Annotated in this window: 27 protein-coding genes; 9 read left to right on the top strand and 18 right to left on the bottom strand. The window is 38.9% G+C overall.

The window, feature by feature from the left end; translation table 11 throughout:
• Window positions 1-82 precede the first annotated feature (82 nt).
• A complete protein-coding gene (locus tag FTV17_RS06745) occupies window positions 83-361 on the top strand; it encodes a hypothetical protein (protein ID WP_035266758.1) in 279 nt (92 codons plus the stop codon).
• Window positions 362-397: 36 nt separating this feature from the next.
• Here FTV17_RS06745 and FTV17_RS06740 read toward each other — a convergent pair whose 3' ends face one another.
• From FTV17_RS06740 to FTV17_RS06725, 4 genes are all read right to left on the bottom strand, one after another.
• Window positions 398-2,116: a cation:proton antiporter gene (locus FTV17_RS06740; protein WP_179998680.1), complete on the bottom strand. Its 1,719-nt coding sequence runs from the start codon at window positions 2,114-2,116 to the stop codon at window positions 398-400.
• Between the two features lie 151 nt (window positions 2,117-2,267).
• A complete protein-coding gene (gene rpmG, locus FTV17_RS06735; RefSeq protein WP_001205031.1) occupies window positions 2,268-2,423 on the bottom strand; it encodes a 50S ribosomal protein L33 in 156 nt (51 codons plus the stop codon).
• Between the two features lie 12 nt (window positions 2,424-2,435).
• Window positions 2,436-2,672, bottom strand: a complete 237-nt coding sequence (rpmB, locus tag FTV17_RS06730; protein ID WP_000048256.1) for a 50S ribosomal protein L28 — start codon at window positions 2,670-2,672, stop codon at window positions 2,436-2,438.
• A 165-nt stretch (window positions 2,673-2,837) separates the two neighbouring features.
• On the bottom strand, window positions 2,838-4,286 hold the full coding sequence (locus tag FTV17_RS06725) for a coniferyl aldehyde dehydrogenase (RefSeq protein WP_035266754.1): 1,449 nt from the start codon (window positions 4,284-4,286) through the stop codon (window positions 2,838-2,840).
• Window positions 4,287-4,410: 124 nt separating this feature from the next.
• Between FTV17_RS06725 and FTV17_RS06720 the strand changes: the two genes are divergently transcribed.
• The 5 genes from FTV17_RS06720 to FTV17_RS06700 all read left to right on the top strand — a co-directional run bounded on the left by FTV17_RS06720 (window position 4,411) and on the right by FTV17_RS06700 (window position 8,135).
• Window positions 4,411-5,103 carry a TetR/AcrR family transcriptional regulator gene (locus FTV17_RS06720; protein ID WP_035266753.1) on the top strand — a complete coding sequence of 231 codons (693 nt, stop codon included), beginning with the start codon at window positions 4,411-4,413 and terminating at the stop codon, window positions 5,101-5,103.
• Window positions 5,104-5,191: 88 nt separating this feature from the next.
• Window positions 5,192-6,058, top strand: a complete 867-nt coding sequence (gene purU / locus FTV17_RS06715; RefSeq protein WP_092766746.1) for a formyltetrahydrofolate deformylase — start codon at window positions 5,192-5,194, stop codon at window positions 6,056-6,058.
• A 213-nt stretch (window positions 6,059-6,271) separates the two neighbouring features.
• Window positions 6,272-7,087, top strand: coding sequence for an energy transducer TonB (locus FTV17_RS06710; RefSeq protein ID WP_179998679.1), 816 nt, complete (start codon window positions 6,272-6,274; stop codon window positions 7,085-7,087).
• A gap of 20 nt (window positions 7,088-7,107) precedes the next feature.
• Window positions 7,108-7,731, top strand: a complete 624-nt coding sequence (locus FTV17_RS06705) for a MotA/TolQ/ExbB proton channel family protein (protein ID WP_179998678.1) — start codon at window positions 7,108-7,110, stop codon at window positions 7,729-7,731.
• The gene (locus FTV17_RS06700; RefSeq protein WP_035266746.1) at window positions 7,731-8,135 is read left to right on the top strand and encodes a biopolymer transporter ExbD; all 405 of its coding nucleotides are present in this window, start codon (window positions 7,731-7,733) and stop codon (window positions 8,133-8,135) included. The genes FTV17_RS06705 and FTV17_RS06700 overlap by 1 nt, the downstream gene beginning before the upstream one ends.
• A gap of 50 nt (window positions 8,136-8,185) precedes the next feature.
• On the opposite strand, the gene msrA is transcribed toward FTV17_RS06700, so the two are convergent.
• From msrA to lgt, 9 genes are all read right to left on the bottom strand, one after another.
• A complete protein-coding gene (gene msrA, locus FTV17_RS06695) occupies window positions 8,186-8,707 on the bottom strand; it encodes a peptide-methionine (S)-S-oxide reductase MsrA (protein WP_179998677.1) in 522 nt (173 codons plus the stop codon).
• Between the two features lie 83 nt (window positions 8,708-8,790).
• Window positions 8,791-9,246: an META domain-containing protein gene (locus FTV17_RS06690; protein ID WP_179998676.1), complete on the bottom strand. Its 456-nt coding sequence runs from the start codon at window positions 9,244-9,246 to the stop codon at window positions 8,791-8,793.
• A gap of 74 nt (window positions 9,247-9,320) precedes the next feature.
• Complete coding sequence (locus FTV17_RS06685; RefSeq protein WP_179998675.1) at window positions 9,321-10,391, bottom strand: DUF4105 domain-containing protein; 1,071 nt, start codon at window positions 10,389-10,391, stop codon at window positions 9,321-9,323.
• A gap of 26 nt (window positions 10,392-10,417) precedes the next feature.
• The gene (locus FTV17_RS06680) at window positions 10,418-10,933 is read right to left on the bottom strand and encodes a dihydrofolate reductase (RefSeq protein WP_179998674.1); all 516 of its coding nucleotides are present in this window, start codon (window positions 10,931-10,933) and stop codon (window positions 10,418-10,420) included.
• A gap of 170 nt (window positions 10,934-11,103) precedes the next feature.
• On the bottom strand, window positions 11,104-11,946 hold the full coding sequence (gene thyA / locus FTV17_RS06675; protein WP_179998673.1) for a thymidylate synthase: 843 nt from the start codon (window positions 11,944-11,946) through the stop codon (window positions 11,104-11,106).
• Window positions 11,947-12,147: 201 nt separating this feature from the next.
• Window positions 12,148-12,639 (bottom strand): lipocalin family protein, encoded by a 492-nt coding sequence (locus FTV17_RS06670; RefSeq protein ID WP_179998672.1) that lies wholly within the window; start codon window positions 12,637-12,639, stop codon window positions 12,148-12,150.
• Window positions 12,640-12,785: 146 nt separating this feature from the next.
• A complete protein-coding gene (locus FTV17_RS06665) occupies window positions 12,786-13,037 on the bottom strand; it encodes a hypothetical protein (protein ID WP_179998671.1) in 252 nt (83 codons plus the stop codon).
• A 132-nt stretch (window positions 13,038-13,169) separates the two neighbouring features.
• Window positions 13,170-13,541 carry a hypothetical protein gene (locus FTV17_RS06660; protein ID WP_179998670.1) on the bottom strand — a complete coding sequence of 124 codons (372 nt, stop codon included), beginning with the start codon at window positions 13,539-13,541 and terminating at the stop codon, window positions 13,170-13,172.
• A gap of 84 nt (window positions 13,542-13,625) precedes the next feature.
• Complete coding sequence (lgt, locus tag FTV17_RS06655; protein WP_035266733.1) at window positions 13,626-14,441, bottom strand: prolipoprotein diacylglyceryl transferase; 816 nt, start codon at window positions 14,439-14,441, stop codon at window positions 13,626-13,628.
• 93 nt (window positions 14,442-14,534) lie between these two features.
• Between lgt and FTV17_RS06650 the strand changes: the two genes are divergently transcribed.
• The gene (locus tag FTV17_RS06650) at window positions 14,535-15,338 is read left to right on the top strand and encodes an NRDE family protein (RefSeq protein ID WP_179998669.1); all 804 of its coding nucleotides are present in this window, start codon (window positions 14,535-14,537) and stop codon (window positions 15,336-15,338) included.
• Window positions 15,339-15,365: 27 nt separating this feature from the next.
• Here FTV17_RS06650 and FTV17_RS06645 read toward each other — a convergent pair whose 3' ends face one another.
• From FTV17_RS06645 to tatA, 4 genes are all read right to left on the bottom strand, one after another.
• Window positions 15,366-17,573 carry a PhoX family phosphatase gene (locus FTV17_RS06645; protein ID WP_179998668.1) on the bottom strand — a complete coding sequence of 736 codons (2,208 nt, stop codon included), beginning with the start codon at window positions 17,571-17,573 and terminating at the stop codon, window positions 15,366-15,368.
• A 165-nt stretch (window positions 17,574-17,738) separates the two neighbouring features.
• Complete coding sequence (tatC, locus tag FTV17_RS06640) at window positions 17,739-18,494, bottom strand: twin-arginine translocase subunit TatC (protein ID WP_373687193.1); 756 nt, start codon at window positions 18,492-18,494, stop codon at window positions 17,739-17,741.
• Between the two features lie 23 nt (window positions 18,495-18,517).
• Window positions 18,518-18,982 (bottom strand): Sec-independent protein translocase protein TatB, encoded by a 465-nt coding sequence (tatB, locus tag FTV17_RS15625; RefSeq protein ID WP_179998666.1) that lies wholly within the window; start codon window positions 18,980-18,982, stop codon window positions 18,518-18,520.
• Between the two features lie 15 nt (window positions 18,983-18,997).
• Window positions 18,998-19,225: a Sec-independent protein translocase subunit TatA gene (tatA, locus tag FTV17_RS06630; RefSeq protein ID WP_035266725.1), complete on the bottom strand. Its 228-nt coding sequence runs from the start codon at window positions 19,223-19,225 to the stop codon at window positions 18,998-19,000.
• Between the two features lie 172 nt (window positions 19,226-19,397).
• On the opposite strand from tatA, the gene FTV17_RS06625 reads away from it, so the two are divergent.
• The gene (locus FTV17_RS06625) at window positions 19,398-20,273 is read left to right on the top strand and encodes a permease (protein WP_179998665.1); all 876 of its coding nucleotides are present in this window, start codon (window positions 19,398-19,400) and stop codon (window positions 20,271-20,273) included.
• On the opposite strand, the gene rdgB is transcribed toward FTV17_RS06625, so the two are convergent.
• The gene (rdgB, locus tag FTV17_RS06620) at window positions 20,270-20,899 is read right to left on the bottom strand and encodes an RdgB/HAM1 family non-canonical purine NTP pyrophosphatase (protein WP_179998664.1); all 630 of its coding nucleotides are present in this window, start codon (window positions 20,897-20,899) and stop codon (window positions 20,270-20,272) included. The genes FTV17_RS06625 and rdgB overlap by 4 nt on opposite strands.
• A gap of 94 nt (window positions 20,900-20,993) precedes the next feature.
• Here rdgB and FTV17_RS06615 point away from each other — a divergent pair, with 94 nt between their 5' ends.
• A complete protein-coding gene (locus FTV17_RS06615; protein WP_179998663.1) occupies window positions 20,994-21,449 on the top strand; it encodes a GNAT family N-acetyltransferase in 456 nt (151 codons plus the stop codon).
• Window positions 21,450-21,473 lie beyond the last annotated feature (24 nt).

Here is a 21,473-nt window from a genome sequence, read left to right as displayed (position 1 = left end):
AAATTTTAGAACTTATATAAAATAGTCTAAGCAATGCAAAGTGCATTCAGCATTTTGCCACCATGTGAATCATGGAGGGTATATGTCTATAGAGCAATTGAAAGAATTATTCGGAACACAAGAAGCAATTTTAGAATTGGTGCAACTTGAGAATGGCGAGTTAGCGCTTCGTCACGCTGCATCTGAAGATGAGCCACTTGTGAAAATTCAATTTAATGATGAAGTGAAAGCTTTATTAGGTGATCATATGCCTTTGATTGCCCAACACATGATTCAGGCTGCGTTATTTGCACTTCTCGAAAAACAATCGAATGAATGGCATGCGGAAGTCGTAGATGAAAAACCACAGTTTTATAGCTAAGAAAAAACCGCGCAAATAGCGCGGTTTTTATTTTACTTAGTGAGATGGTGCATGATGATGTGCGATTTCAATTTGATTTAGAATATGATTACTCATGTTCTTCGCCATTTCTTCCTTCGCGTAATACACTTCACCAATTTCATCTGCACGTATTGCTTCAGCTTCTTCTTTACTTTCCGCACAGATCAAAACTTGAATCTGTGGATTCAGAAGTTTGGCAGTATCTACAATCTTATGAATATCTAAAATATCCATCGGCGAGATAATTAAAAGCCTCGCATGTTGAATATGTGCTTGAATTAATACGCCAGGTTCTGTTGCTGAACCTGATACTGCAGCAATATCTTTTGCACGTAGTTTTTCAACAATTTCTCGATTTTCTTCAGCAATCACCACTTTGATGTTATTTTCCATCAGTGTTTTCGTTAAGCGACGTCCAACTTCTCCATGACCGACCATGACCACTTGATCGCGCAGGTAGTCCTGTGAGACCTCGTCAGGTAACATCGCCAATGGATCACCACTACGTTCAAGCAAACGAGCCAAATGCGAGCGCTCACGAATCCATTTCTGTACGGGTTCAATGGCTGAAAATAAAACAGAATTGAGCGAAATAGAAAATAATGCCCCGGCTAAAATCAAGTTTTGAGCTTCAGGGGTTAATAGTCCTATAGATAGACCGAGTGTTGCCAAGATAAAGGAGAACTCACCGATTTGAGCGAGTGAGGCACCTACTGTAAGTGCAGTATTTAATGGATAGCGGAAGAACAAAACCAGCGCCATTGCTGCTAATGTTTTTCCGATCATGATAATGCCAATCACAGCCAGAATATGAAGTGGTTCTTCAACGATAATTGTTGGGTCAAACAACATTCCGACAGAGACGAAGAATAGGATGGAGAATATCTCACGCAGTGGTAACGTTTCTTCTTCAGCACGATGACTGAAGTCAGACTCTTTAACCACCATCCCAGCAAAGAATGCACCTAATGCCATTGAAACGCCAAAAACTGCATACGAACCATAGGCAATCGATACGGCTGCTGCAACCACGGTCAATGTAAATAGCTCGCGAGAACCTAAGCGTACGACAAACTGAATGATTTTAGGAATGAGCCGCTTACCTATAATCAGCATAAAGGCAATAAAGCCCGCAACTTTAAGTAAGGTTATTCCTAAAGTCACAAAGACATTTTGATCTGGATTGGCGCCTTCGAGTGCTGTTCCGCCGAGGAGTACGGCTGTAGCTGGTAATAAAACTAAAGCGAGCACCATAACTAGGTCTTCGACGAGTAGCCATCCCACAGCAATTTTTCCATTGACTGAATCCAATAAGCCTCGGTCACCCAAAGCTTTCAGGAGTACCACAGTACTCGCACAAGATAAGCTTAAGCCAAACACCAATGCTGACCCAAAACTCCATCCCCATAGCATAGAGACGCCAATCCCGAGGATGGTAGCCACTGTGATTTGTAAAATTGCACCAGGGACAGCAATACGCCGAACTTGCATTAAATCTTTCAGTGAAAAGTGCATCCCGACACCGAACATCAAAAACATGACGCCGAGTTCTGCGAGTTGATTGGCTAGTGTGATATCGGCGACGATACCGGGGGTTTTGGGACTAATAATAATGCCGGCAATGAGATAGCCAACGAGAGGGGGTAGACGTAAACGTGCGGCGATAAAGCCAAAAATAAGGGCTAAGCCAAAACCAACCGCAAGCAATATAATTAAATCTACATCATGTGGCACTAATCACCCCTTAAATATTTATAAATTATGAATTGGCTTTTGAGCTGTATAAGCACAAAAAATGCCAAACTGAGATTAAATTTTAACAACCTGAAGAAAAAAAAAGCAAAAAAAACGACCCAATGGGTCGTATTTTTTTAAAGAACTAAAATTATTTGATTTTAGCTTCTTTGAAGATTACGTGTTGACGGATTTTTGGATCAAATTTTTTGATTTCCATTTTTTCCGGCATAGTACGTTTGTTCTTAGTAGTGGTATAGAAATAACCTGTACCAGCAGAAGAAACTAGGCGAATCTTATCACGCATTTTCGTTGCTCCTTAGATCTTTTGACCTTGAGCACGTAGGTCAGCAACAACCTTTTCGATGCCCAATTTGTCGATAATACGCATACCTTTAGTAGTTAGACGAAGACGTACGAAACGTTTTTCGCTTTCTAACCAAAAACGGTGGTGGTGCAGGTTCGGCTCGAACCGGCGCTTAGTTTTGTTGTTGGCGTGTGAGACGTTGTTACCAACGACTGGACGCTTGCCGGTAACTTGGCAAACCTTAGACATGGTGTAACTCCATTGATTTAGCCAACAGCAAATCTGTATGGCCAGTCAAAATAAAACGGATTGAATTCATTCAAGGGGCGTTTTATATCAAAAATACGCTTAAAAGACAAGCGAAATTGATAAAAACAGGGCATGACCTGTTGTGATAGATCATGCCTTGATCATTTAACGAAGAAAGGCTTTACGGATAAGACTAGGGATCGGTCTATTAAACGGAGGCAGTACGTATTTCAAGCTGAATAGCTTTGGAATAGACATGACTGAGCGTTCATTTGATAAACTGAAGAAGCCTTCAGGACCATGGTATCTGCCCATACCAGATGCACCAACGCCACCGAAAGGTAGATCATCTTGTGCAACATGAGTAACAACAGCGTTTTGACCAAAGTGTCCAGAATGAGTACGTTGCGAAACGTATTCTGCTCGAGCATCGTTAAAGTCGAAATAGTATAATGCAAGTGGACGTGGTCGGTCATTAATAAACTCGATAACTTCGTCTATTTGATCATATTCTAAGATTGGTAAAATTGGACCAAAGATTTCGTTCTTCATAATTTCCATATCAGGGCTGATATTGGTCAGAAGGGTTGGCGCAATTTTACGTACAGAAGCAAGCTCTTCTTTTAATGGGTTAATTTCAGTGACTTGAGCACCATTTTGAATCGCATCTTCTAAGTAACCTTGTAAGCGTTTATTTTGCTTATCGCTCACTATAGAGGTGTAATCTTGGTTGTCACGTAATGTTGGATACATCGTTTTCGCAACAGTTTCAAACTGGTGAATAAACTCTGAAGTTTTACCACGTGGTAAGAAAATATAATCTGGTGCAACACAAGTTTGACCCGCATTCCACAATTTACCGAATGCAACACGCTCCGCGACATCTTTTAAGTCAATTGAAGGATGCACAATAACTGGTGATTTACCACCAAGTTCTAGAATAACTGGAACTAAGTTTTCAGATGCTGCTTTCATCACAGTCTTACCAACATTGGTAGAGCCTGTGAAGACTAATTTATCAAATGCAAGATGACTGAATGTGTCAGAGATTACGCCACCACCTGTAACAACGGCAACTAACTCTTGTGGGAACGCTTCAGATAAAGCATTTTGTAATACATAGCCAAAATTACGAGAGGTGCTTGAAACTTTAATCATGGCGTGGTTGCCCGCTGCCAATGCACATACTAATGGGCTAATCGCCAATAATAAAGGGTAGTTCCAAGGGGAAATGATACCGACAACACCTAAAGGTTGATACTGAACCCAACCTTTTGCAGGTTGATGTAAAATACCGATATGGCGTTTAGAAGGCTTCATCCACTCTGTTAAATGTTTGCTGTAATATTTGATTTGCTCGAGTGAAGTGAGCAGTTCACCAATTTTCGTTTCAGAAACCGAACGATTACCATAATCTTGGCTAATTGCTTCTGCAATTTGGTCCTGATATTTAATCAAAACTGCTTTAAGACGAGCCAAACGTTCAATACGCTGTTTTGCTGTCGGGTTCGGATAACGTCGATAGGCTGCTTTCTGAAGCGCTAGAAGATCATGTAAATGCTGAACTTCCGATGCTTCAGTCGTCATTAAATTTGTTTTTGTTTGACTGTTCATGACCAGTACCACTAATGTAAGGGTTGATGTGATTTTTATTTTTAGAGTAAATACTCTAAAAGTCAAGTCACTTTTATGTTAGCTTGGGCTAAACGTCATTATTCTTGTTATAGATGGTATTAGGATGTCGCATTCCAAAACGTTAAAAACCAAAGACCGAATCTTGCAAATTAGTTTGCAACTCTTTAACGAACGTGGAGAGCGATCTGTCACAACTAACCATATCGCAGCAGAGTTAGGTATTAGCCCTGGTAATCTCTATTATCACTTTCGTAACAAGCAAGAGATCATTAAAGAGTTGATGGAGCAATATCAGCATGCAACTTTAGAGCTGCTAGCATTGCCAGAAGACCGTGATGTGAATGCCAATGATAAAATCCGATACTTTCAAGTCCTCAGTAGTCAGTTATGGGCATATCGTTTTCTGCATCGTGATGTATATCATTTAACCGAAAATAATGATGACTTTAGAAAAATTTACCCGCGTTTTGCAGGTAAAGTGATGCAACAAGGTCAAAAGATTTACCGAGCCTTCGTCAATGCAGGTCTCATGCAAATGACAGAGTCTGAAATTGAAGCGTTGATCATTAACCTATGGATCGTCCTAACCAATTGGACGAACTTTCTCTATATGTCTGGTCATTTAAAAGATTCCAACCATTTAGATGAAAAGTGGGTTTGGCAGGCACTGCGTCAAATGGTGTTTCTTGAGGGTCCTTATTTACGTGGTGAAAGTCGTCAGACTTATGAGCGCTTGCTTGAAACACTGGGAACATCTGAATTATTTGCTAGTCTTTCTGCTGATCGAGAAGATTGATTTCAGCAAAGATAATTTGAAAGCATTAAAAAAAGAGTTAGAATACGCGGCTGTTTTTCAATTTAACTGTTAAGTGATATAAATCATCATGAATATGACAACTGCTAACACAGCACGTTTACTGATTACTTGCGAAGATAAACCAGGAATCGTGCAGGCTGTATCGAGCTTTTTGTATCATCAAGGGGCAAACATCACTGCGCTTGATCAATATGCAACAGAAGCTCAGGGCGGGCGTTATTTCATGCGTGTTGAGTTTGAACTCGACAATTTGCAAAGCCGTAAGGAAAATATTCTACAAACTTTCGCCACAAACGTAGCTGAACGTTACAACATGCATTGGCGTCTAGCTTTAGTGTCAGATGTAAAGAAAGTCGGTATTTTGGTATCGAAAGTCGACCATGCCTTGCTTGAGCTTTTGTGGCGTCATGCACGTGGTGGATTACCTTGTGAAATCACTAAGGTTGTGTCGAATCATGAAGATCTACGTGAGTCTGTGGAAAACTTCGGTATTCCTTTTGAAGTTGTGCCTGTCAATAAAGAGAATAAGCGCGAAGCATATGCAAAAATTGATGAGTTAATGCAAGGTAATGATTTGCTTGTACTCGCACGTTATATGCAGATTCTTGATGAAGAGTTCGTCTCTAAATGGGAAATGAAAGTGATCAACATTCATCATTCTTTCCTTCCAGCTTTTGTGGGTGCTAACCCTTATAAGCAAGCGTATGAAAAAGGCGTAAAGCTGATTGGCGCAACAGCGCATTATGTGACAGCTGATTTGGATCAAGGTCCGATTATTGAACAAGATGTTGAGCGTGTCAGCCATGATTTTACAGTTGATCAATTACGTGAATTAGGTCAAGACGTTGAGCGTAATGTCTTGGCGCGTGCTGTTAAGTGGCATTTAGAAGATCGTATCATTGTTGATGGTAATAAAACTGTGGTATTCCAGTGATTTTTAATTAAATATCACTGATTTATTAAGGCATGCGTGAGCATGCCTTTTTTATTGATGATCAAAAAAACTCATCAAAACTACAGAATTAATAGTTGCAAATGAAAACACTTCTCATTTATTATTGGCGTACTTTAATTGTACTAACCGATAAGTTTGATTGAAATCTTCCTTATGAAGACAGCGTCAATGTATATCAGGTCATAAATTTTAATGAGCCCATCTCCCATTCCTATGATGCAAAATCCAATCTCAATGAAAAAGAAAGTGCTTACTTCGCTCATTGCAGTGGTGATCGGGCATATTGGTGTTTTATTTGCCGTGAGTCAGATGAAAACACCTGAATTAAAACCTATTGATAAAGATCCAATTAAGGTTCGTTTTGTTCAGATTAAAGAGGATGCGCCACCGCCGCCGCCTGTTGAACCTGTGAAACCTCAAGTTCAACCAAAACCAGAACCTAAAGTCGTTGAACCACCTCCTGTGGTTAAACCCAAAGTCATTGCTGAAAAGCCTAAACCTGTTGAACAAAAAGCAATTGTTCAAGAAGATAAATTAGAAAAGCAAAAGCAGGAACAACAGCGTTTAGAGCAAGAACGTAAAAATCGTGAGTTGCTTGAACAGCAGCGACGTGAGCAAGCATTGCGTGACCAACAGCTACGTGAGCAACAAGAACGTGAGCGCTTGGAAAATGAAAGACGCGAACAAGAACGTCGTGAGCAGCAAGCACGTAATACACCAAAGAATTTAAGTATTGGGCAAATATCATGGTCTCGTACACCGAAGCCATCATATACCAACCGAGATTTACAAGGTTCTGATCGTACTGTTGTAGTATCGATTGAAGCGGACACTAACGGTAATGTAGTGAATGCCAGAATCACAAAATCAAGTGGAATTGATTCGCTTGATCAAAAGATTTTACGCTCAGTGCGTAATGCAAAATTCAGACCTTATAAGGAAAATGGCGTGGCTTATCCGTTTAGAGCGGAACAACCATTTGAACTTAAGTTGAATTCTAACGGCTAACTTTTATTAGGAGTTCGAGTATGAACTTTTCAGTTTATTGGCAACATGCTGATGCAGTCAGTAAGACGCTTTATTTCGTTTTACTCGCAATGTCTATTGCGACATGGACAATTGTCGTTTTACGTGTGATGGGAACACGTCAACTGAAAGAAGTTGCTTATGCTCAACTCTCTAAAGCATTAGCAGGATTGAAAGCAAAATTCGCTCCTTTGGGATTTGAACAACGTAAAGCTGTTGCTGAGCAAGCTTTATTGCGTCAGATTGCTTTGGAAAAAGCATCTGCTGAAAAAGGTGTTGCTGTACTCGGAACAATTGCATCACTTGCACCATTTGTAGGGCTATTTGGTACAGTATGGGGAATCTTCCATGCATTGGTTGCAGTAGGCAAAAGCGGTCAAGCAGGACTTGCACAAGTGGCAACACCTGTGGGTGAAGCCCTGATTATGACTGGTATTGGTCTAGCAGTTGCTATTCCAGCAGTGATCGCATACAACATTTGTATTCGCTTTAATCGTACATTAAGTAATGAACTACAAGATCATGCTCACAGTCTGTTAATCGACACGATGCTGCAACAAGATTCTTCTGCGCAAAAAGTTGAAGTGAAAGCGACTCAAGAAAGTTACGTTGGAGGTCAAGCTTAATGGCTTTTCAATTGGGTGAAGACAACGATACAGGCATGACGGAGATGAACCTCATCCCGTTAATTGACATTATGTTGGTTTTGATGATCATCTTCTTGGTGACAGCGACCGTTGCTAACCCATCAATTCCATTAACTTTACCAAAAACGACAGCGGATATCATTGATCCACCACCTGAATCGATTCAAGTAAGCATTAACTCACAGGGTGAGATTGCATGGGATTCAGAAATTATCAGCTTAGATGAATTGCAAAAAAGATTTAACGATGCCGGTGGTTCAGCACAACAACCGACGATTATTCTTAAAGCAGATAAAGAATCACGTTATGATACTGTTGCTCAAGTGATGTCACGTGCAAGCGAAGCCGGGCTTGCCGACATTGCCTTTGCCACAGATAATTAACTGATTAACATGCGAAAAGCGACCATAAGGTCGCTTTTTTTAAACCTGTATTAGTCTTTAAGTAAACCTTCAAATTTAGAGCGCAGCTTTAAAAGTTTTGGTGGGATACTAAAATTGCAGTAGCCCTGAGTCGGGTTACGAGCAAAGAAATTTTGATGATATTCTTCAGCAGGGTAGAAGGTCGGTACTGAGCTTAATTCTGTAACAATATCTAAACCTTCTGCTTTTAACTGTTGAATTGCTTTCTCTGCAATCTGGCGCTGTTCTTCATCAAAATAATAAATGACAGATCGATATTGTGTACCTATATCATTACCTTGGCGATTGAGTGTGGTTGGATCATGTGTTGCAAAAAATACATCAAGCAATTGAGCAAAGCTAATTTGACTTTCATCAAAATCCACTAAAATCACTTCAGCATGATGGGTATCTCCTTTGCAAATATCTTCATAGCTTGGATTGACCGTATACCCACCCGCATAACCACTCACGACTTTAGTGACACCTTTGAGTTGAAGGAAAACTGCTTCAACACACCAGAAGCATCCGCCACCGAGCAAAGCTTGTTGCATGGGATTCACCTTATTGAGTTGCAATGACTGAAATAATGGGGTGTAGAATGAAAAAAGCAACCAGTGGAATGGTTGCTTAACTGTTAACGCGGTTGTATTGCAGACTCATACTGCAATACTGGATTACCATTCTCATCGAGTAGGCGAAGCGTTTTGTCGTAGACTTGGAATGCCGCGACTTTTGCCAAGGCAGCATTATAGCGATTTGCAAGTTCTTGAGTATTCACGCACATCATTTGTGTAGTCGCAACTTCACTCAAGCTAATTTTGTCAGATTTAATGCTATATGCACCCATAAAACGGTTACAACCATCTGCACCACTCAAACGACTAGATGCTGCATCAAATTGAATACTTGGAACATTGTGTGCAGTAGGGTCGGTCTTAAACTCTGTTGCGCCGATATGTGTCAAAATCCAAGTTTTATTTTGCAATTGATTAAGTGCTTGTTGCTGCTTTTCAGCAGATGGTGTTGTGGTACATGCTGTAAAAAGTAATGCTGAGCCTATAACGGATACGGCTAAAAGTTGTTTTAACATATGAAATGCCCCTGTGTTATTTCTTTCTAATGTAAATTAAATTCAAGTCAATTTTATATATATCAACTGATACGTTAAGGTGCAAGCTCTGGCTGACTCTGAGGGAGACCCAGACGAATCAATTTTGAATAATTTTCACTACTTTGGTATTTAAATTGATTAAATTGGTCTGTTCTTGGATTGACATGTGCCTTGTTGTACCAAGTTTTGATATCCCAATGATGTTGTAATGCCCCCAAGTCATACAGATAATTAGGTAAATAACCTGAGGCTAATAATCTGTAGTCCACTGGCAGTTCATGTTTGGAAATCGCTTGAACCATATCAAAAACCAAAGTGGTGCAGTTACTGGTCAAGGTGTTATACCATTTTGGTTCTTGACTAAGTTGATCTGCTTGCTCTAAATATTCCTCAAATAAAGCTTTCATTTCAGCAGCTTTCATGTTGATTGGGAAAAAATAGACCTGCTCATTACGTACATTGCTACGTGTATAAATAATGTCTTTCTCGTCAGCAGCAACTAAACTGACTTCGTACTTTCTAAAAAAACCACCAATAGCAGAAAACTCTTCATCTTTTTCTTTGCGAATTTCAATCGAAAAGGTCAGTGGTTTAGAGTTTTTGAAATCAAAGCTGACTAAAGTGTGGGCGATTTGTGGTCCCATCCAATATGAAGTAATGATGTTAATGCCACTGATTTGATTCAAATCAATTTGACGTGTCTCCCAGCGTTCTTGATAGGTTCCGTCTTCATTCCATGCAAAATTACGCACATTGTGTAAAGTGATCCAATCACCTTGACGTTCATAATTGAGAATTCTTGCGACTTCAGGATTCCACTCACGGTCTTGTTTGGCAGGGATGCTAAAATACCAAACTAAACTGAACGCAAAAAAGATAATGTATAAGACAACATCTTTACTACGGCTGAAAAAATGTTGTGTTGCATATATGCCTAAAACACTTAAGGCAAAAGCGACCCAAAAGCCAATGATAATACGACTGACTAACCAGCCAAATGGCTCTTGAACCCATAAGGCCATACATAACCAAATCGAAGAGAAGATGACAAATAAACTAAATAGGGAGTGAAAAGCTCCCTTTGCAAGTGCAAGAATAAACTCTCTTTTACCGATATTATGCATTGTTATTGGCTATATGTAAGAAAGCTTTATTTTTGGTAGGTTGCGAACTCAAATGCAATATTTGTTTTGTCATCAATGTGTTGCTCTGATGCCACTTTTTTAAATTCAGGTGGAATCTCGGGATAAAAAACATCACCATCAACATCTAGGTCTATGTGAGTGAGTTCTAATCGGTCTGCAATATTAATAGTCTGTTCAAAAATTTCACCGCCTCCGATTACAAAAATCGTGTTCGGTTTATCTGATAACTTCACATCATCTATAGATTTTTCTAAAGCTTCTTCAATTGAATAAGCAACTTTAACACCGTCATGACACCACTCTTTATTTCGTGTGATAACCCAATTAACTCTTTTGGGTAGTGGTCGACCAATTGAGTCGAAATTTTTTCTTCCAAGAATAATTACGCCACCTTGTGTAATTTCTTTGAAATGCTTCAGATCTGCAGAAATATGCCAAGGTAAATCGTTATCCTTACCGATACATCTTTGATTGTCCATCGCAACCACGTGTACAACCTCAAATTTTTGTTGGAAAGCCATAACGTTTAATCCAAGTCATGTAAATTAACAAATAAAAAAACCCTACTTTAATAAAAGTAGGGTTTGTATTGTAACTTCAAAATAATAATTTAAACAGCTTCACTGCTTTTAAAGGTATTAGATTTTAAAGTTACTTGGATTTGATTTATTTTATAGCACTTTTCAAATATTTAAACCGCAACTGGTGCTTTAATTGCAGGATGCGATTCGTAATTTACGATTTCAATATCTTCAAATTTGAAATCAAAAATATCTTTAATTTCAGGATTAAGTTTGAGTTGGCACAATGGAAGTGGTTCACGTGTTAATTGAAGTTGTGCTTGCTCGAAATGATTGGCGTAAAGATGAGTATCACCACCTGTCCACACAAAATCACCGACTTCTAGATCACAGACTTGCGCAATCATATGGGTGAGAAGTGCATAACTTGCAATATTAAATGGAACGCCAAGAAAAACATCAGCACTACGTTGATAAAGCTGACATGATAATTTTCCATCCTGAACAAAAAACTGGAAAAGCGTGTGACAAGGAGGGAGTGCCACTTGTCCAGCTTCTTTTGGGTTCCAACCTGATACGATCAAACGACGGGAGTTTGGATTGGTTTTAATTTCATTAATTAACCATTTGATTTGATCAAATCCATCTTGCTCGTATAAACCATCGTCTTTCTTAGTTGCACCAAAGTTACGCCATTGGTGTCCATATACTGGACCTAGCTCTCCTTCAGGACGTCCAAAACGAGCAGTCTGCTCAGCTGTCGACCATTCATCCCAAATTGTAACTTTATGATCTTGCAGATATTTAACATTGGTATCACCTTTAAGGAACCAAAGTAATTCAATCACGATTGAACGGAAGTGAACTTTCTTTGTGGTCAGTAGAGGAAAACCTTTAGAAAGATCAAAGCGCATTTGATGACCAAATACAGAACGAGTACCTGTACCAGTACGGTCGCCTTTATCGCCACCGTTGTCGAGGATGTGTTGTAGAAGGTCAAGATATTGGCGCATAGGTCTCTCTAATCAATTCGTTAATCAAAGCCTCTGATCACTTTCTTCAAGAAGAAGGAAGAAGTTGAAGGTTGGGGCAACTTGAAAATTGGAGTCATCATATCATCTTTTTTGTATTTTTTAGAATGTCTATACCGGTGTGACAAAAGTGAAAGAGGCATTAAAAAAGCACCTGTTTAAGGTGCTTTTTTAATGTAAAAACTATGCAGTTTGACGCCCTGTATGTACGGTGTCTATCAGCTCTGATAAGTCATAGCCAATGGATTGAGCATATGCTAGATACGCTTGTTTGATAGATTCATTTAACACTGGTTCACGGTGCAGAATCCAAAGATATTTTTGATGAGGTTCACCGACTAAAGCAGTTTGATAATTTTCATCGATCTTAAGTACCCAATAGTCACCCTTAGTGAATGGAATCCAACGAAATCCTTCAGGCAAAAAGCTGACTTCTAATTTGCCCTGTTCAGCATCTACAACTGTGGCTTCGCCAATAGACTCATCCAGTTCTTTGTTGCCATCAAGACAACGATTTTGGACACGTACAGTTCCATCATTGTTTAAGGTATAGACTGCCGAAATATCCGTACTGTCTTCAGGTTGATGCTTCATTGGTAAGCGTGCAATCTCATACCAAGTACCTAAATAGCGTTCAAGTTGGAAGTTAGATACGGTCGTTAAATTTTGACTCATTATGATGTACTCCATTTAATCTAAATTAGATACATCCTTTGAGTATAGGCACAGTTTTGGAGTAGAAATAATACTGTTCTGTAGCAAAGCGTTAAGTGAGTGTGATTAATTTATATTTATTTTCATTTGCTTAGTAGTTTTGAAATTCAGCGGGGTGTACGAGATGCATATAAACTCACTACGAATAATCCCACTGCGCTATAACCCATGAGTTGTACAAAAAGTGCAAAAAACTCTCTGCTATTTTGAAAGTTCAGCGCTGAAAGCATGAAGATAAAAAATACAATCAAGATGAAAGGACTAAAAGCATAATATGCTTTCAGCTGATGCTTTAGACGCTTAGATTGGATCAAAACATGATGAATAATGTGTAGACTTAAGCCTAAACATAAGCTCATTAGTGTCGATAGAAAATCAAGTTTTTTAATTTCAGCTGTCAACAGAATCACTACACACGTTGATATACAAATGATCAATTTAATCGTGCGTGTGCATCGTTCTGAATACCAGAAATTTAACATAATGACGTTTTAATGCTGATGTTGATGAAGTAGAGACAGTGGAGAAAATAAGCAAATAGATAAAGCCATAAATCCTAATCCTTGAGCACCAGGTAAAAGAATTTCTCCATCCTTTGCATGCATGAAAATTAAGGCAAGTAGCAGAGCGATAGGAATCCAAGTAAATAATCGGTACATCAACCCTGTTGGATGGTGTGAAGCGAAATGAATTTTACAGTAACGGCAAATAAGAAAAACGATACCTGTGCCTACAAACATTAAGATGGCATCGAAGTTAAGCGGTTGCATCCAATATAACGTAGCAGTAGCACTCGCAATCAAAATAAAAAATAAAGCTTTGTGTTGTATTGAAACTTTAGGATCAAACCAAAACTCGAGCATAGTAATCTGAATCAAAGTAAATAAGTCAAAACTCTAGCACAAAAAAAGGTGAACAAGATGTTCACCTTTGAGGACATAATTTACTTATTTGCCATTATTTTGTAGAGGACCCCAGTCATATACTTTCTTTTGGTAGGCATACCAAAGCATCCATAGCCCGATGAGAATCATTGGAACTGTAAGGAATTGTCCTTTGCTCATCCATCCAATAAATAATTGTCCATTATCTGGCTCACGGAAGAATTCAACTGTGAAGCGAGCGATACCATATCCAATTAAGAATAGAGCAGAAACAGCCATGCGTGGACGAGGTTTAGAACTAAACCACCACAGAACAATAAAAAGAATCAAACCCTCACAGAGTGCTTGGTAAAGTTGGGATGGATGTCGTACGAGTTGTAAAGGATCTGTAGGGAAAATCATACCCAATGCGAAATTTGGATCTGTGACTTGTCGGCCATAAAGTTCGCCGCCAATAAAGTTGCCAATACGACCAAACATCAGACCTGTTGGAACACATGGGGCAATAAAATCTAGTGTTTGGAACCAAGTCATTTTGTATTTTTTACACCACAATAACATGGCCAACATGACACCTAAGAAGCCGCCATGGAAACTCATGCCACCTGTCCAAACTTGGAATAACCATATTGGGTTTGCAAGGAATTGATCAAAACCATAAAAGAACACATAGCCTACTCGACCACCAATCACGACACCTAATGCGCCGTAGAAGATGAGATCAGAGACCATGTCTGGTGTCCATCCTCGTTGCTTAGCACGGAATGTTGCTAAGCCCCACGCAAATAAAAATGCGAGTAGATACATGAGTCCATACCAGTGAACTTGTAATGGACCCACAGATATTGCCACTGGGTCAATAGAAGGATAGGTCAGCATTGCTTTTCCTTTATATTATGTTTTGTGTCGATTCTAACGGAAAGACTGAAAAAATGTTGTACATTCAATGTGTAAAGTTCTAAGGATGCAACGATGTGTATTGTAGCAATCGCATGGCAAGTGTTGGATGAAACACCATTATGCTTAATTTCAAATCGGGATGAGTTTTATCACCGACCTGCTTCGCAAATTCATAAGTGGGAAAATAGCCCAATTATTGCAGGTCAAGATTTACAATCTGGTGGGACGTGGATGGGGGTTACTGCTGCAGGGCGTTGGGCACTTGTGACAAATTACCGCGATGCAAATGATAAGAAGGAATATCCCACCTCAAGAGGACATATCATTCAGCAATATCTGGAATCCGATTTAGTACCGATCCGATTTGCCCAAGAATTAGAAAAAAAGCAATGTGATTACGCTGGATTTAACCTGTTTATCGGAACCTCTGATCAAGCGATTTATATGAGTAATCGTGGTGAATCTCCACAAGTGCTTGCCAAAGGTGTATATGTGGTTTCCAATGGTGTATTAAGTGATCCATGGGAAAAAACCAAACATTTGCGTAAACGCTTTACACAAGAGTTCTTACCGTTATTGCAATTAAATCCCAATGCTCAAAAAGCGTATGATTTAGAGTACGCCGTTTGGGATATCTTACAAGATGAAAGAAAAATTGATTTAGATTTATTACCTCAAACAGGCATATCAGTGAAAATGGAGCAGCTGTTATCTTCTACTTTTATACAAAGCCCGATATATGGAACACGATGCTCAAACTATTTATTGATGAAAAGAAATCAATGGACTTGGCTTGAAAAAACGCAACAAGGTAAGCATCAGAATCAAATAGTCAAAATTGATCCGCATCTTTCAAAAAAAATGCCGACATCGTAGTCGGCATTTTCTATTTCAATGTTTGAATTAAGCAGCAGGAGTGTTTTCTTTCTTTTCTAGACTTTCCCCAACAATCTCGCCACCATCTTTACGTGTAATCACGACCGTCGCAGAGCGAGGACGTGTACCTTTACCGCCACTGATAGTGTTGCTGTGATTTGCAGGCCAAGTGCCACCTGGATGCTGAACATTCACAAAAATAGCTTTATAGTCTGGTGTCATCGTTACACCTGTAATTTCACAGCCTGAAGGGCCTGTTAAAAAACGACGTAACTTTGAATCATCAAGCTGTGCGCCAGCAGGAGTAAGTTGAGTGGCATCATTTGAACCAGCATTTGCAGAAGTCACTTTACCATCACTTACTTGACCTGGAAGTGCAGCAAGCATCATGCAATTCGTTTCATCTGTATAAGCGCCATCATCAGTCTGTACCCACAAGACACCACGTGGATCAAACCATAGGCCATCTGGACTTGAGAAATCATTTGCTGATGTGAGTCCAGATAGGTTTACACCCGGAAGTGAATCTTCTTCTGCGCCAAATAAGAAGATATCCCATACAAATGTTTTTGCTGTAACAGTATCACCAGTTTCACGGAAACGAATAATATGTCCGTTGATATTCCCGCGAGGACTACCACCTTTATCATTATCAGCATAATTACGAGGGTTGGCAGCATCAATCGTGTGCTCACTTCCACGTAATGAGTTATTGGTTAAGGTGACATAAACCTCACCATTCTCTGGGTTTACTGCAACCCATTCTGGACGATCCATTTTGGTTGCACCAACTGCATCACCTGCTAAACGGGCATTTACCAATACATCAGCTTGATCTGTAAATTTGTATTTTGAATAACTAGCAATTAATGGATTGGAGATATTGAGTTCAATCCACTCACCAGACGTCTTTTGAGTTGCTTCATTAAAGTTAAATTTAGCAACATAGAATTTACCGTTATTCATATATTTATCACCAGCAGCATAACCGCCGTTGATATCTTTAGGGTCCCAAACCGCATCTGAAACAAATTTATAGATATATTCGCCTTGAGAGTCATCACCCATATAGAAGGCTAGTGGTTGCCCAGGAATGGCACGACTAACACGACAATCTTCATGTGCAAAACGTCCAAGAGCTGTACGTTTTACTGGGCGTTGACGACCATCAAACGGGTCAATTTCAACAATCCAACCAAACGTATTTGGTGAGTTTCTAAAATCTTGAGTTGCAGAAGATGCAGAGACTTTAGTTAACCAGCGCTCATAGACATCTTGAGGGAACAGTTGTGCTTGAACTGTGTGCCACTTATAAGAACTATTTGAAGCAATTTTATAACGTTTTAACGACTCCAAATCCTTTTCAGAACGATCTTTATCATCGCGAGTAAAGTATTGGTTAAAGTTTTCTTCGGTGGTTAAGTATGTGCCCCAAGGCGTATAACCGTTACCACAGTTATTGATCGTACCTAATGTAAATGTGCCTTCTGGACTGATCTTGGTTTGTACCAATTCATGCCCTTTTACAGGACCAGCGAAATCGATCGGTGTTGCAGCTGTAATTCGACGGTTGAATACAGAGCGTTTGTTTAGAGTGACTTGTTGAGTTGTAGGATTTTTTTGTACTTCAATCACTGAAATGCCGTGACAGTTGATTTCACGTAATGCTTCATCTTCAGAACGAATATCCGCTGAAATGGTATTATTCGCTGGATGCAAAATCGCTTTGTTATCTACATATTCATGGTTGAGTACCAGTAAACCTACATTTGACTCATTTTGATCATAACGGCTATTTTTCATGCCGAAATATGTCATACCGTCATGACATTCACCTGAACGCATGGTAAATGAAGCACCACTCGGAATATTATCTGCATCCCATTCAGGCATACCTTCAAAAAGCGGGTCTCCTAGTGCATAAATAACACGTGCTTCATATCCTTCAGGCACTGTGAATTCATTTTTAATATTTTTATCAACCGCTTTAAATGTTAGTTCAGTTGGCGTTTTTGATTTGTCGAATTCAGGTAGTGAAGGATTTGAGTTGTTATTGTCATTGTCGTCACTGTTACAGCCTGCGACTGAAGCTGCTACTGTCAATGCTACTGCACCACCAGCAGTCTTCTTGATGAGATCTCTACGCGTAATTTGCTTTTCAAGTAAATGGTGAAATTCTGGATTCCCCGAATCATTGCTATCGTAATCATCGTTAAAAGGTATTAAATCAGTCATGTTCGTTCCTAGCATCTTGCTTGGTAGTTTTTAGCGTCACCAACAACTTAATGCGCAATCATGACAATCAAATGATAGATTTATGTCAGTTGAATTAAGCTTTTATTTAAAGAGTATGAAAAAGGCGAGTCTTTAGACTCGCCTATGTGTAAAAGGGTCAAGATATCAAAGTACTGACTTTGCTCTTCTGTTTTCGAGTAATTTTCCAAAGAAAAGCCCCAATTCAAATAACATCCACATTGGTATCGCCAACATAATCATCGATAGTGCATCAGGTGGCGTCACAAACATAGAAACGAAGAAACAACCTACAATAATAAAACGTCTTTTTTCAACCAATTGTTCTGTGGTCACAATGCCAATCATAATGAGTAATAAAGTCACAATTGGAATTTCAAAAGTTAAACCAAAAACCAAAAATAATTTTAAACAGAAACTCAGATAGCTATTAATGTCCGTCATGGGTGCAACGGTTTCAGGTGCAACGCTAATGAAAAAATGTAAAATCGAAGGGAGGGCTATAAAGTAGGCGAAAGCAACACCCGCATAAAATAATGTAATACTTCCGATGAGTAATGGTAGAGCTAAAGCTTTCTCTTTTTTATATAGCGCCGGTCTGACAAAAGCCCATATTTGATAAATGATAAATGGCATGGCGATCATTAGAGCAACGAAGAAGTTTAACTTAAATGGTGCCATAAATGTCGCGGTGACATCCGTTGCAATCATTGATGAATTTATTGGGAGTTGAGCTCTAAGAGGCTCAGACATCATTTGATAGCTTTGATTTGCAAATGGTAATAAACAAAAGAATAAAACTAGAATGACCCCAACTATTCTAAATAAATATTTTCTTAAAATAATAAGATGCTTGGTTATTGGCATTTCTTCAAGCTGAGGATTTTCGTCATTTGAAGACATTATATTTGGGAGAGTATTGTGACTCATACTGCCTCCGCTAAGACTACATATGGTTTATTGTGTTGCGCTGAATTTTGAATAGAAATGGAACTTTGCTTGGCTACAGCATGTCCCTTAAAAGGAACTGCTGTACTTTGCTGAACGTTTAAATACACATAAACAGGGCTTGTTTCAGAGCGAACCTGTTGATGGATAGGTGGATTTAAATATTCATCGCTTAATACTGTGTGTTTTTCAATTTCCTGCATTTGCGCTTTCATTTTTTCTTCTAATTCTTGAATGCGCTTCATTTCAGTCTGCATTTGTTCTTTAAGTTCAGACATTCTTAGTTCACGATCAATATCATTTTGTACATTGCTGACCATACGCTTAATTTTGCCATACCATTTACCAGCAAATCGCGCACCCTCAGGAAGCTTTTCAGGTCCAAGAACAAGCAATGCAATGATGCCAAACATTAATAGTTCAGCCATACCAATATTCAGCATTACTGTTACCTACCTTTAATGTTTCGCTGTTGAATTCAAATCATGAGATGTTTGATGTTCAATCGTGCGTGGTTCTTTTAATTGAGCAGATGTGCTCTGGTCTTCGTCATCCTTAATTGATTTTTTAAAATCCTTAACCGCACCACCAACATCTTTACCCAAATTTTTTAGCTTAGACGTACCGAACAAAAGTAAAACGACAATTGCGAAAATAAGTACGTGCCAAATTGATAATCCAGCCATGATATATTCCTTATTGAAAATGATCTTGAATGATTTCAACAGTTCTTTATGACAGCAAGTTGACGGAATTATTTCAGTTTGAAGTCATGGCTTTTTTATGTGTGCAAGAGACTTATCCTGAAGTGAAATAGATGTTGTGCTAAGATGAGAAAAAATCTATTTCATATTTAATATGGTTCTTCTACTCCCACTAGTCTCCTTTCTTATCGGCTATTTTGGCGTAGAATATTTACAAAAAATTCGTCCCTTTATGGCGATGTTGTTGGCGAAAGTGCTGATTCCTCTCATCATTATTTACAATATGGTGTTTTATCAAGAGGGCAGTATATGGTTGATGTTATTTAGTTTTATCGCTTCATTTTTGCTGTATTTATTTGTTTATTACCGTACAAAAGACAAATTAGTCTCCTTATGTTCCAGTTACCTAAACATGGCTTGGCTCGGCTTTCCATTTGCATTCGCTATTTTTGGTGCGCAAGCATCTAGTCCTATGGTTGCACTTTATGTCGGGGGCTCTATTTTTGGTAATATTTGTGCAGTGACCGTATTAAGTGCTGAAAAGCAGTCTGCGATGGAGATTTTGAGAAAATTGACTTTCTCTCCACCGATTTTAGCTTTACTAGTTGCTGGTTTTCTTTCGTTATGGAATGTTAGTCATTTTCAGCAGAATGCAATGATTCAATCATTGTATATATTGGATAAGTGGTTAATGACCTTTACAGGGATGTGTATCCTTGGGATGTGGTTATCTCAAGTAAAAATTCACTTGTCCGACTTAATTGAAAGTTTAAAACTTGCTTTGATTAAATTTTTATTTGGTTTAGTGTGCTGTGCGGTAGCCTATTTGCTTCTACCGATTCCTCACGAACTGGTTATTATTGCGCTGATGTCTATGTTTTTTTTATTGCCACCCGCAGCGAATATTGTTGCTTTAGAAACACATTATTCAGGAACAGGCGTTTCAGCCCCATATATCGCAGCGGGTACCATCGTAAGTTGCATGACAATTGGTTTATTTGCCATGGTTTATCATGGACTGATCGTTTAGTTCGTTTCGAGGCTTGCTTTGAATAACTGCATGGCTTGACCACGATGACTGATCTTATTTTTTTCTTCTTTGGTCATTTCAGCGCTACTAATATTGAGTTCAGGTAGCCAAAACAGTGGGTCGTAGCCAAAACCATTTTTGCCACGTGCTACTTCCAAAATTTCACCTTTCCAGATTCCTTGGAAAATCTGAGGTAAAGGATCTTCAGCGTGTTGAACTAAGGCGAGTACACACACAAACATCCCTTCAATCACGTCACCATTGTTACGTAATGGTGCTAAATCTGTCAGTAATTTAGCATTATTGGCAGCATCATCGCCATGCTCACCAGCATAACGTGCAGAGTAAATACCAGGAGCACCACCAAGTACAGGAACGCAAATACCTGAGTCATCTGCTATAGCTGGTTTACCCGAAATCTTAGAGGCATGCCGTGCTTTGATAATGGCATTTTCTACAAAACTTAACCCATCTTCCACCGCATCCTCAATGTTCAGTTGTCCTTGAGGCACAACGTTAACAGGGAGTTTTAATTCTTCAAATAACTTTTCGAACTCAGCTATTTTCCCTTTATTGTTACTCGCTAAAACCAAAGTACCTTGATCTAACCAATCTTTAGACGCCATGTTTAATCACTTTCTGTTTCAAATTTGAAGCTATTCTAACGGATATTTGCGATGATACAGATGAACTCATCTTTAAAATAACCAATCATTAAACATGAGAAGTTTAAATAGCATTCATATTCGTCAAGCAGAGATCGCGGATGCTGAAAATATTGCGTTCTGTATTGCTTTAGCTTTGAATCACTTTGATGAAATACCAAAAAGTAAGTCCCTATTTTCAAAAGAAGCTCTTGTATCGCACATCAATCATCAAGAGATAAAATACTTTGTTGCAGAATTAAAGCAGTCGCTTGTTGGGGTGATTGCTTACAAACAACCCGCCCATATTTTTCATTTTTTTGTTCATCCAAATCTACAATTTCAAGGCGTTGGAACTCATTTATTTAATTATGTGTTAGATCAATTAACTCAAATGGAGATCCAATCCATAACAGTCAATGCGCATATAGGGGCTGTTCATTTTTATAAAAAATTAGGTTTTACTTCGCAGAGTGAAGTGGAAATATTCGAAGATATGAAATTCATAAGAATGAATAAGATGGTCGAATAAAAAAAGCACCGATAGGTGCTTTCT

Source organism: Acinetobacter sp. YH12239 (assembly GCF_013417635.1).
GTDB lineage: Bacteria > Pseudomonadota > Gammaproteobacteria > Pseudomonadales > Moraxellaceae > Acinetobacter.
The sequence above is the reverse complement of the archived record's forward strand: the minus strand, read 5'-3'. Positions and strand labels throughout refer to the sequence as shown.

Coding starts and splice junctions, on each gene's coding strand:
- FTV17_RS06665 (WP_179998671.1), bottom strand. CDS start 13,037: ATGAGCTTATGTTTAGGCTTAAGTCTACACATTATTCATCATGTTTTG.
- thyA (WP_179998673.1), bottom strand. CDS start 11,946: ATGCGCCAATATCTTGACCTTCTACAACACATCCTCGACAACGGTGGC.
- FTV17_RS06660 (WP_179998670.1), bottom strand. CDS start 13,541: ATGCTCGAGTTTTGGTTTGATCCTAAAGTTTCAATACAACACAAAGCT.
- FTV17_RS06680 (WP_179998674.1), bottom strand. CDS start 10,933: ATGGCTTTCCAACAAAAATTTGAGGTTGTACACGTGGTTGCGATGGAC.
- FTV17_RS06645 (WP_179998668.1), bottom strand. CDS start 17,573: ATGACTGATTTAATACCTTTTAACGATGATTACGATAGCAATGATTCG.
- FTV17_RS06615 (WP_179998663.1), top strand. CDS start 20,994: ATGAGAAGTTTAAATAGCATTCATATTCGTCAAGCAGAGATCGCGGAT.
- FTV17_RS06690 (WP_179998676.1), bottom strand. CDS start 9,246: ATGTTAAAACAACTTTTAGCCGTATCCGTTATAGGCTCAGCATTACTT.
- tatC (WP_373687193.1), bottom strand. CDS start 18,494: ATGTCTTCAAATGACGAAAATCCTCAGCTTGAAGAAATGCCAATAACC.
- rpmB (WP_000048256.1), bottom strand. CDS start 2,672: ATGTCTAAGGTTTGCCAAGTTACCGGCAAGCGTCCAGTCGTTGGTAAC.
- FTV17_RS06685 (WP_179998675.1), bottom strand. CDS start 10,391: ATGCATAATATCGGTAAAAGAGAGTTTATTCTTGCACTTGCAAAGGGA.
- purU (WP_092766746.1), top strand. CDS start 5,192: ATGAATATGACAACTGCTAACACAGCACGTTTACTGATTACTTGCGAA.
- FTV17_RS06625 (WP_179998665.1), top strand. CDS start 19,398: ATGGTTCTTCTACTCCCACTAGTCTCCTTTCTTATCGGCTATTTTGGC.
- FTV17_RS06705 (WP_179998678.1), top strand. CDS start 7,108: ATGAACTTTTCAGTTTATTGGCAACATGCTGATGCAGTCAGTAAGACG.
- FTV17_RS06650 (WP_179998669.1), top strand. CDS start 14,535: ATGTGTATTGTAGCAATCGCATGGCAAGTGTTGGATGAAACACCATTA.
- FTV17_RS06720 (WP_035266753.1), top strand. CDS start 4,411: ATGTCGCATTCCAAAACGTTAAAAACCAAAGACCGAATCTTGCAAATT.
- FTV17_RS06745 (WP_035266758.1), top strand. CDS start 83: ATGTCTATAGAGCAATTGAAAGAATTATTCGGAACACAAGAAGCAATT.
- lgt (WP_035266733.1), bottom strand. CDS start 14,441: ATGCTGACCTATCCTTCTATTGACCCAGTGGCAATATCTGTGGGTCCA.
- FTV17_RS06700 (WP_035266746.1), top strand. CDS start 7,731: ATGGCTTTTCAATTGGGTGAAGACAACGATACAGGCATGACGGAGATG.
- rpmG (WP_001205031.1), bottom strand. CDS start 2,423: ATGCGTGATAAGATTCGCCTAGTTTCTTCTGCTGGTACAGGTTATTTC.
- rdgB (WP_179998664.1), bottom strand. CDS start 20,899: ATGGCGTCTAAAGATTGGTTAGATCAAGGTACTTTGGTTTTAGCGAGT.
- FTV17_RS06725 (WP_035266754.1), bottom strand. CDS start 4,286: ATGAACAGTCAAACAAAAACAAATTTAATGACGACTGAAGCATCGGAA.
- FTV17_RS06710 (WP_179998679.1), top strand. CDS start 6,272: ATGAGCCCATCTCCCATTCCTATGATGCAAAATCCAATCTCAATGAAA.
- msrA (WP_179998677.1), bottom strand. CDS start 8,707: ATGCAACAAGCTTTGCTCGGTGGCGGATGCTTCTGGTGTGTTGAAGCA.
- tatA (WP_035266725.1), bottom strand. CDS start 19,225: ATGGCTGGATTATCAATTTGGCACGTACTTATTTTCGCAATTGTCGTT.
- tatB (WP_179998666.1), bottom strand. CDS start 18,982: ATGCTGAATATTGGTATGGCTGAACTATTAATGTTTGGCATCATTGCA.
- FTV17_RS06670 (WP_179998672.1), bottom strand. CDS start 12,639: ATGAGTCAAAATTTAACGACCGTATCTAACTTCCAACTTGAACGCTAT.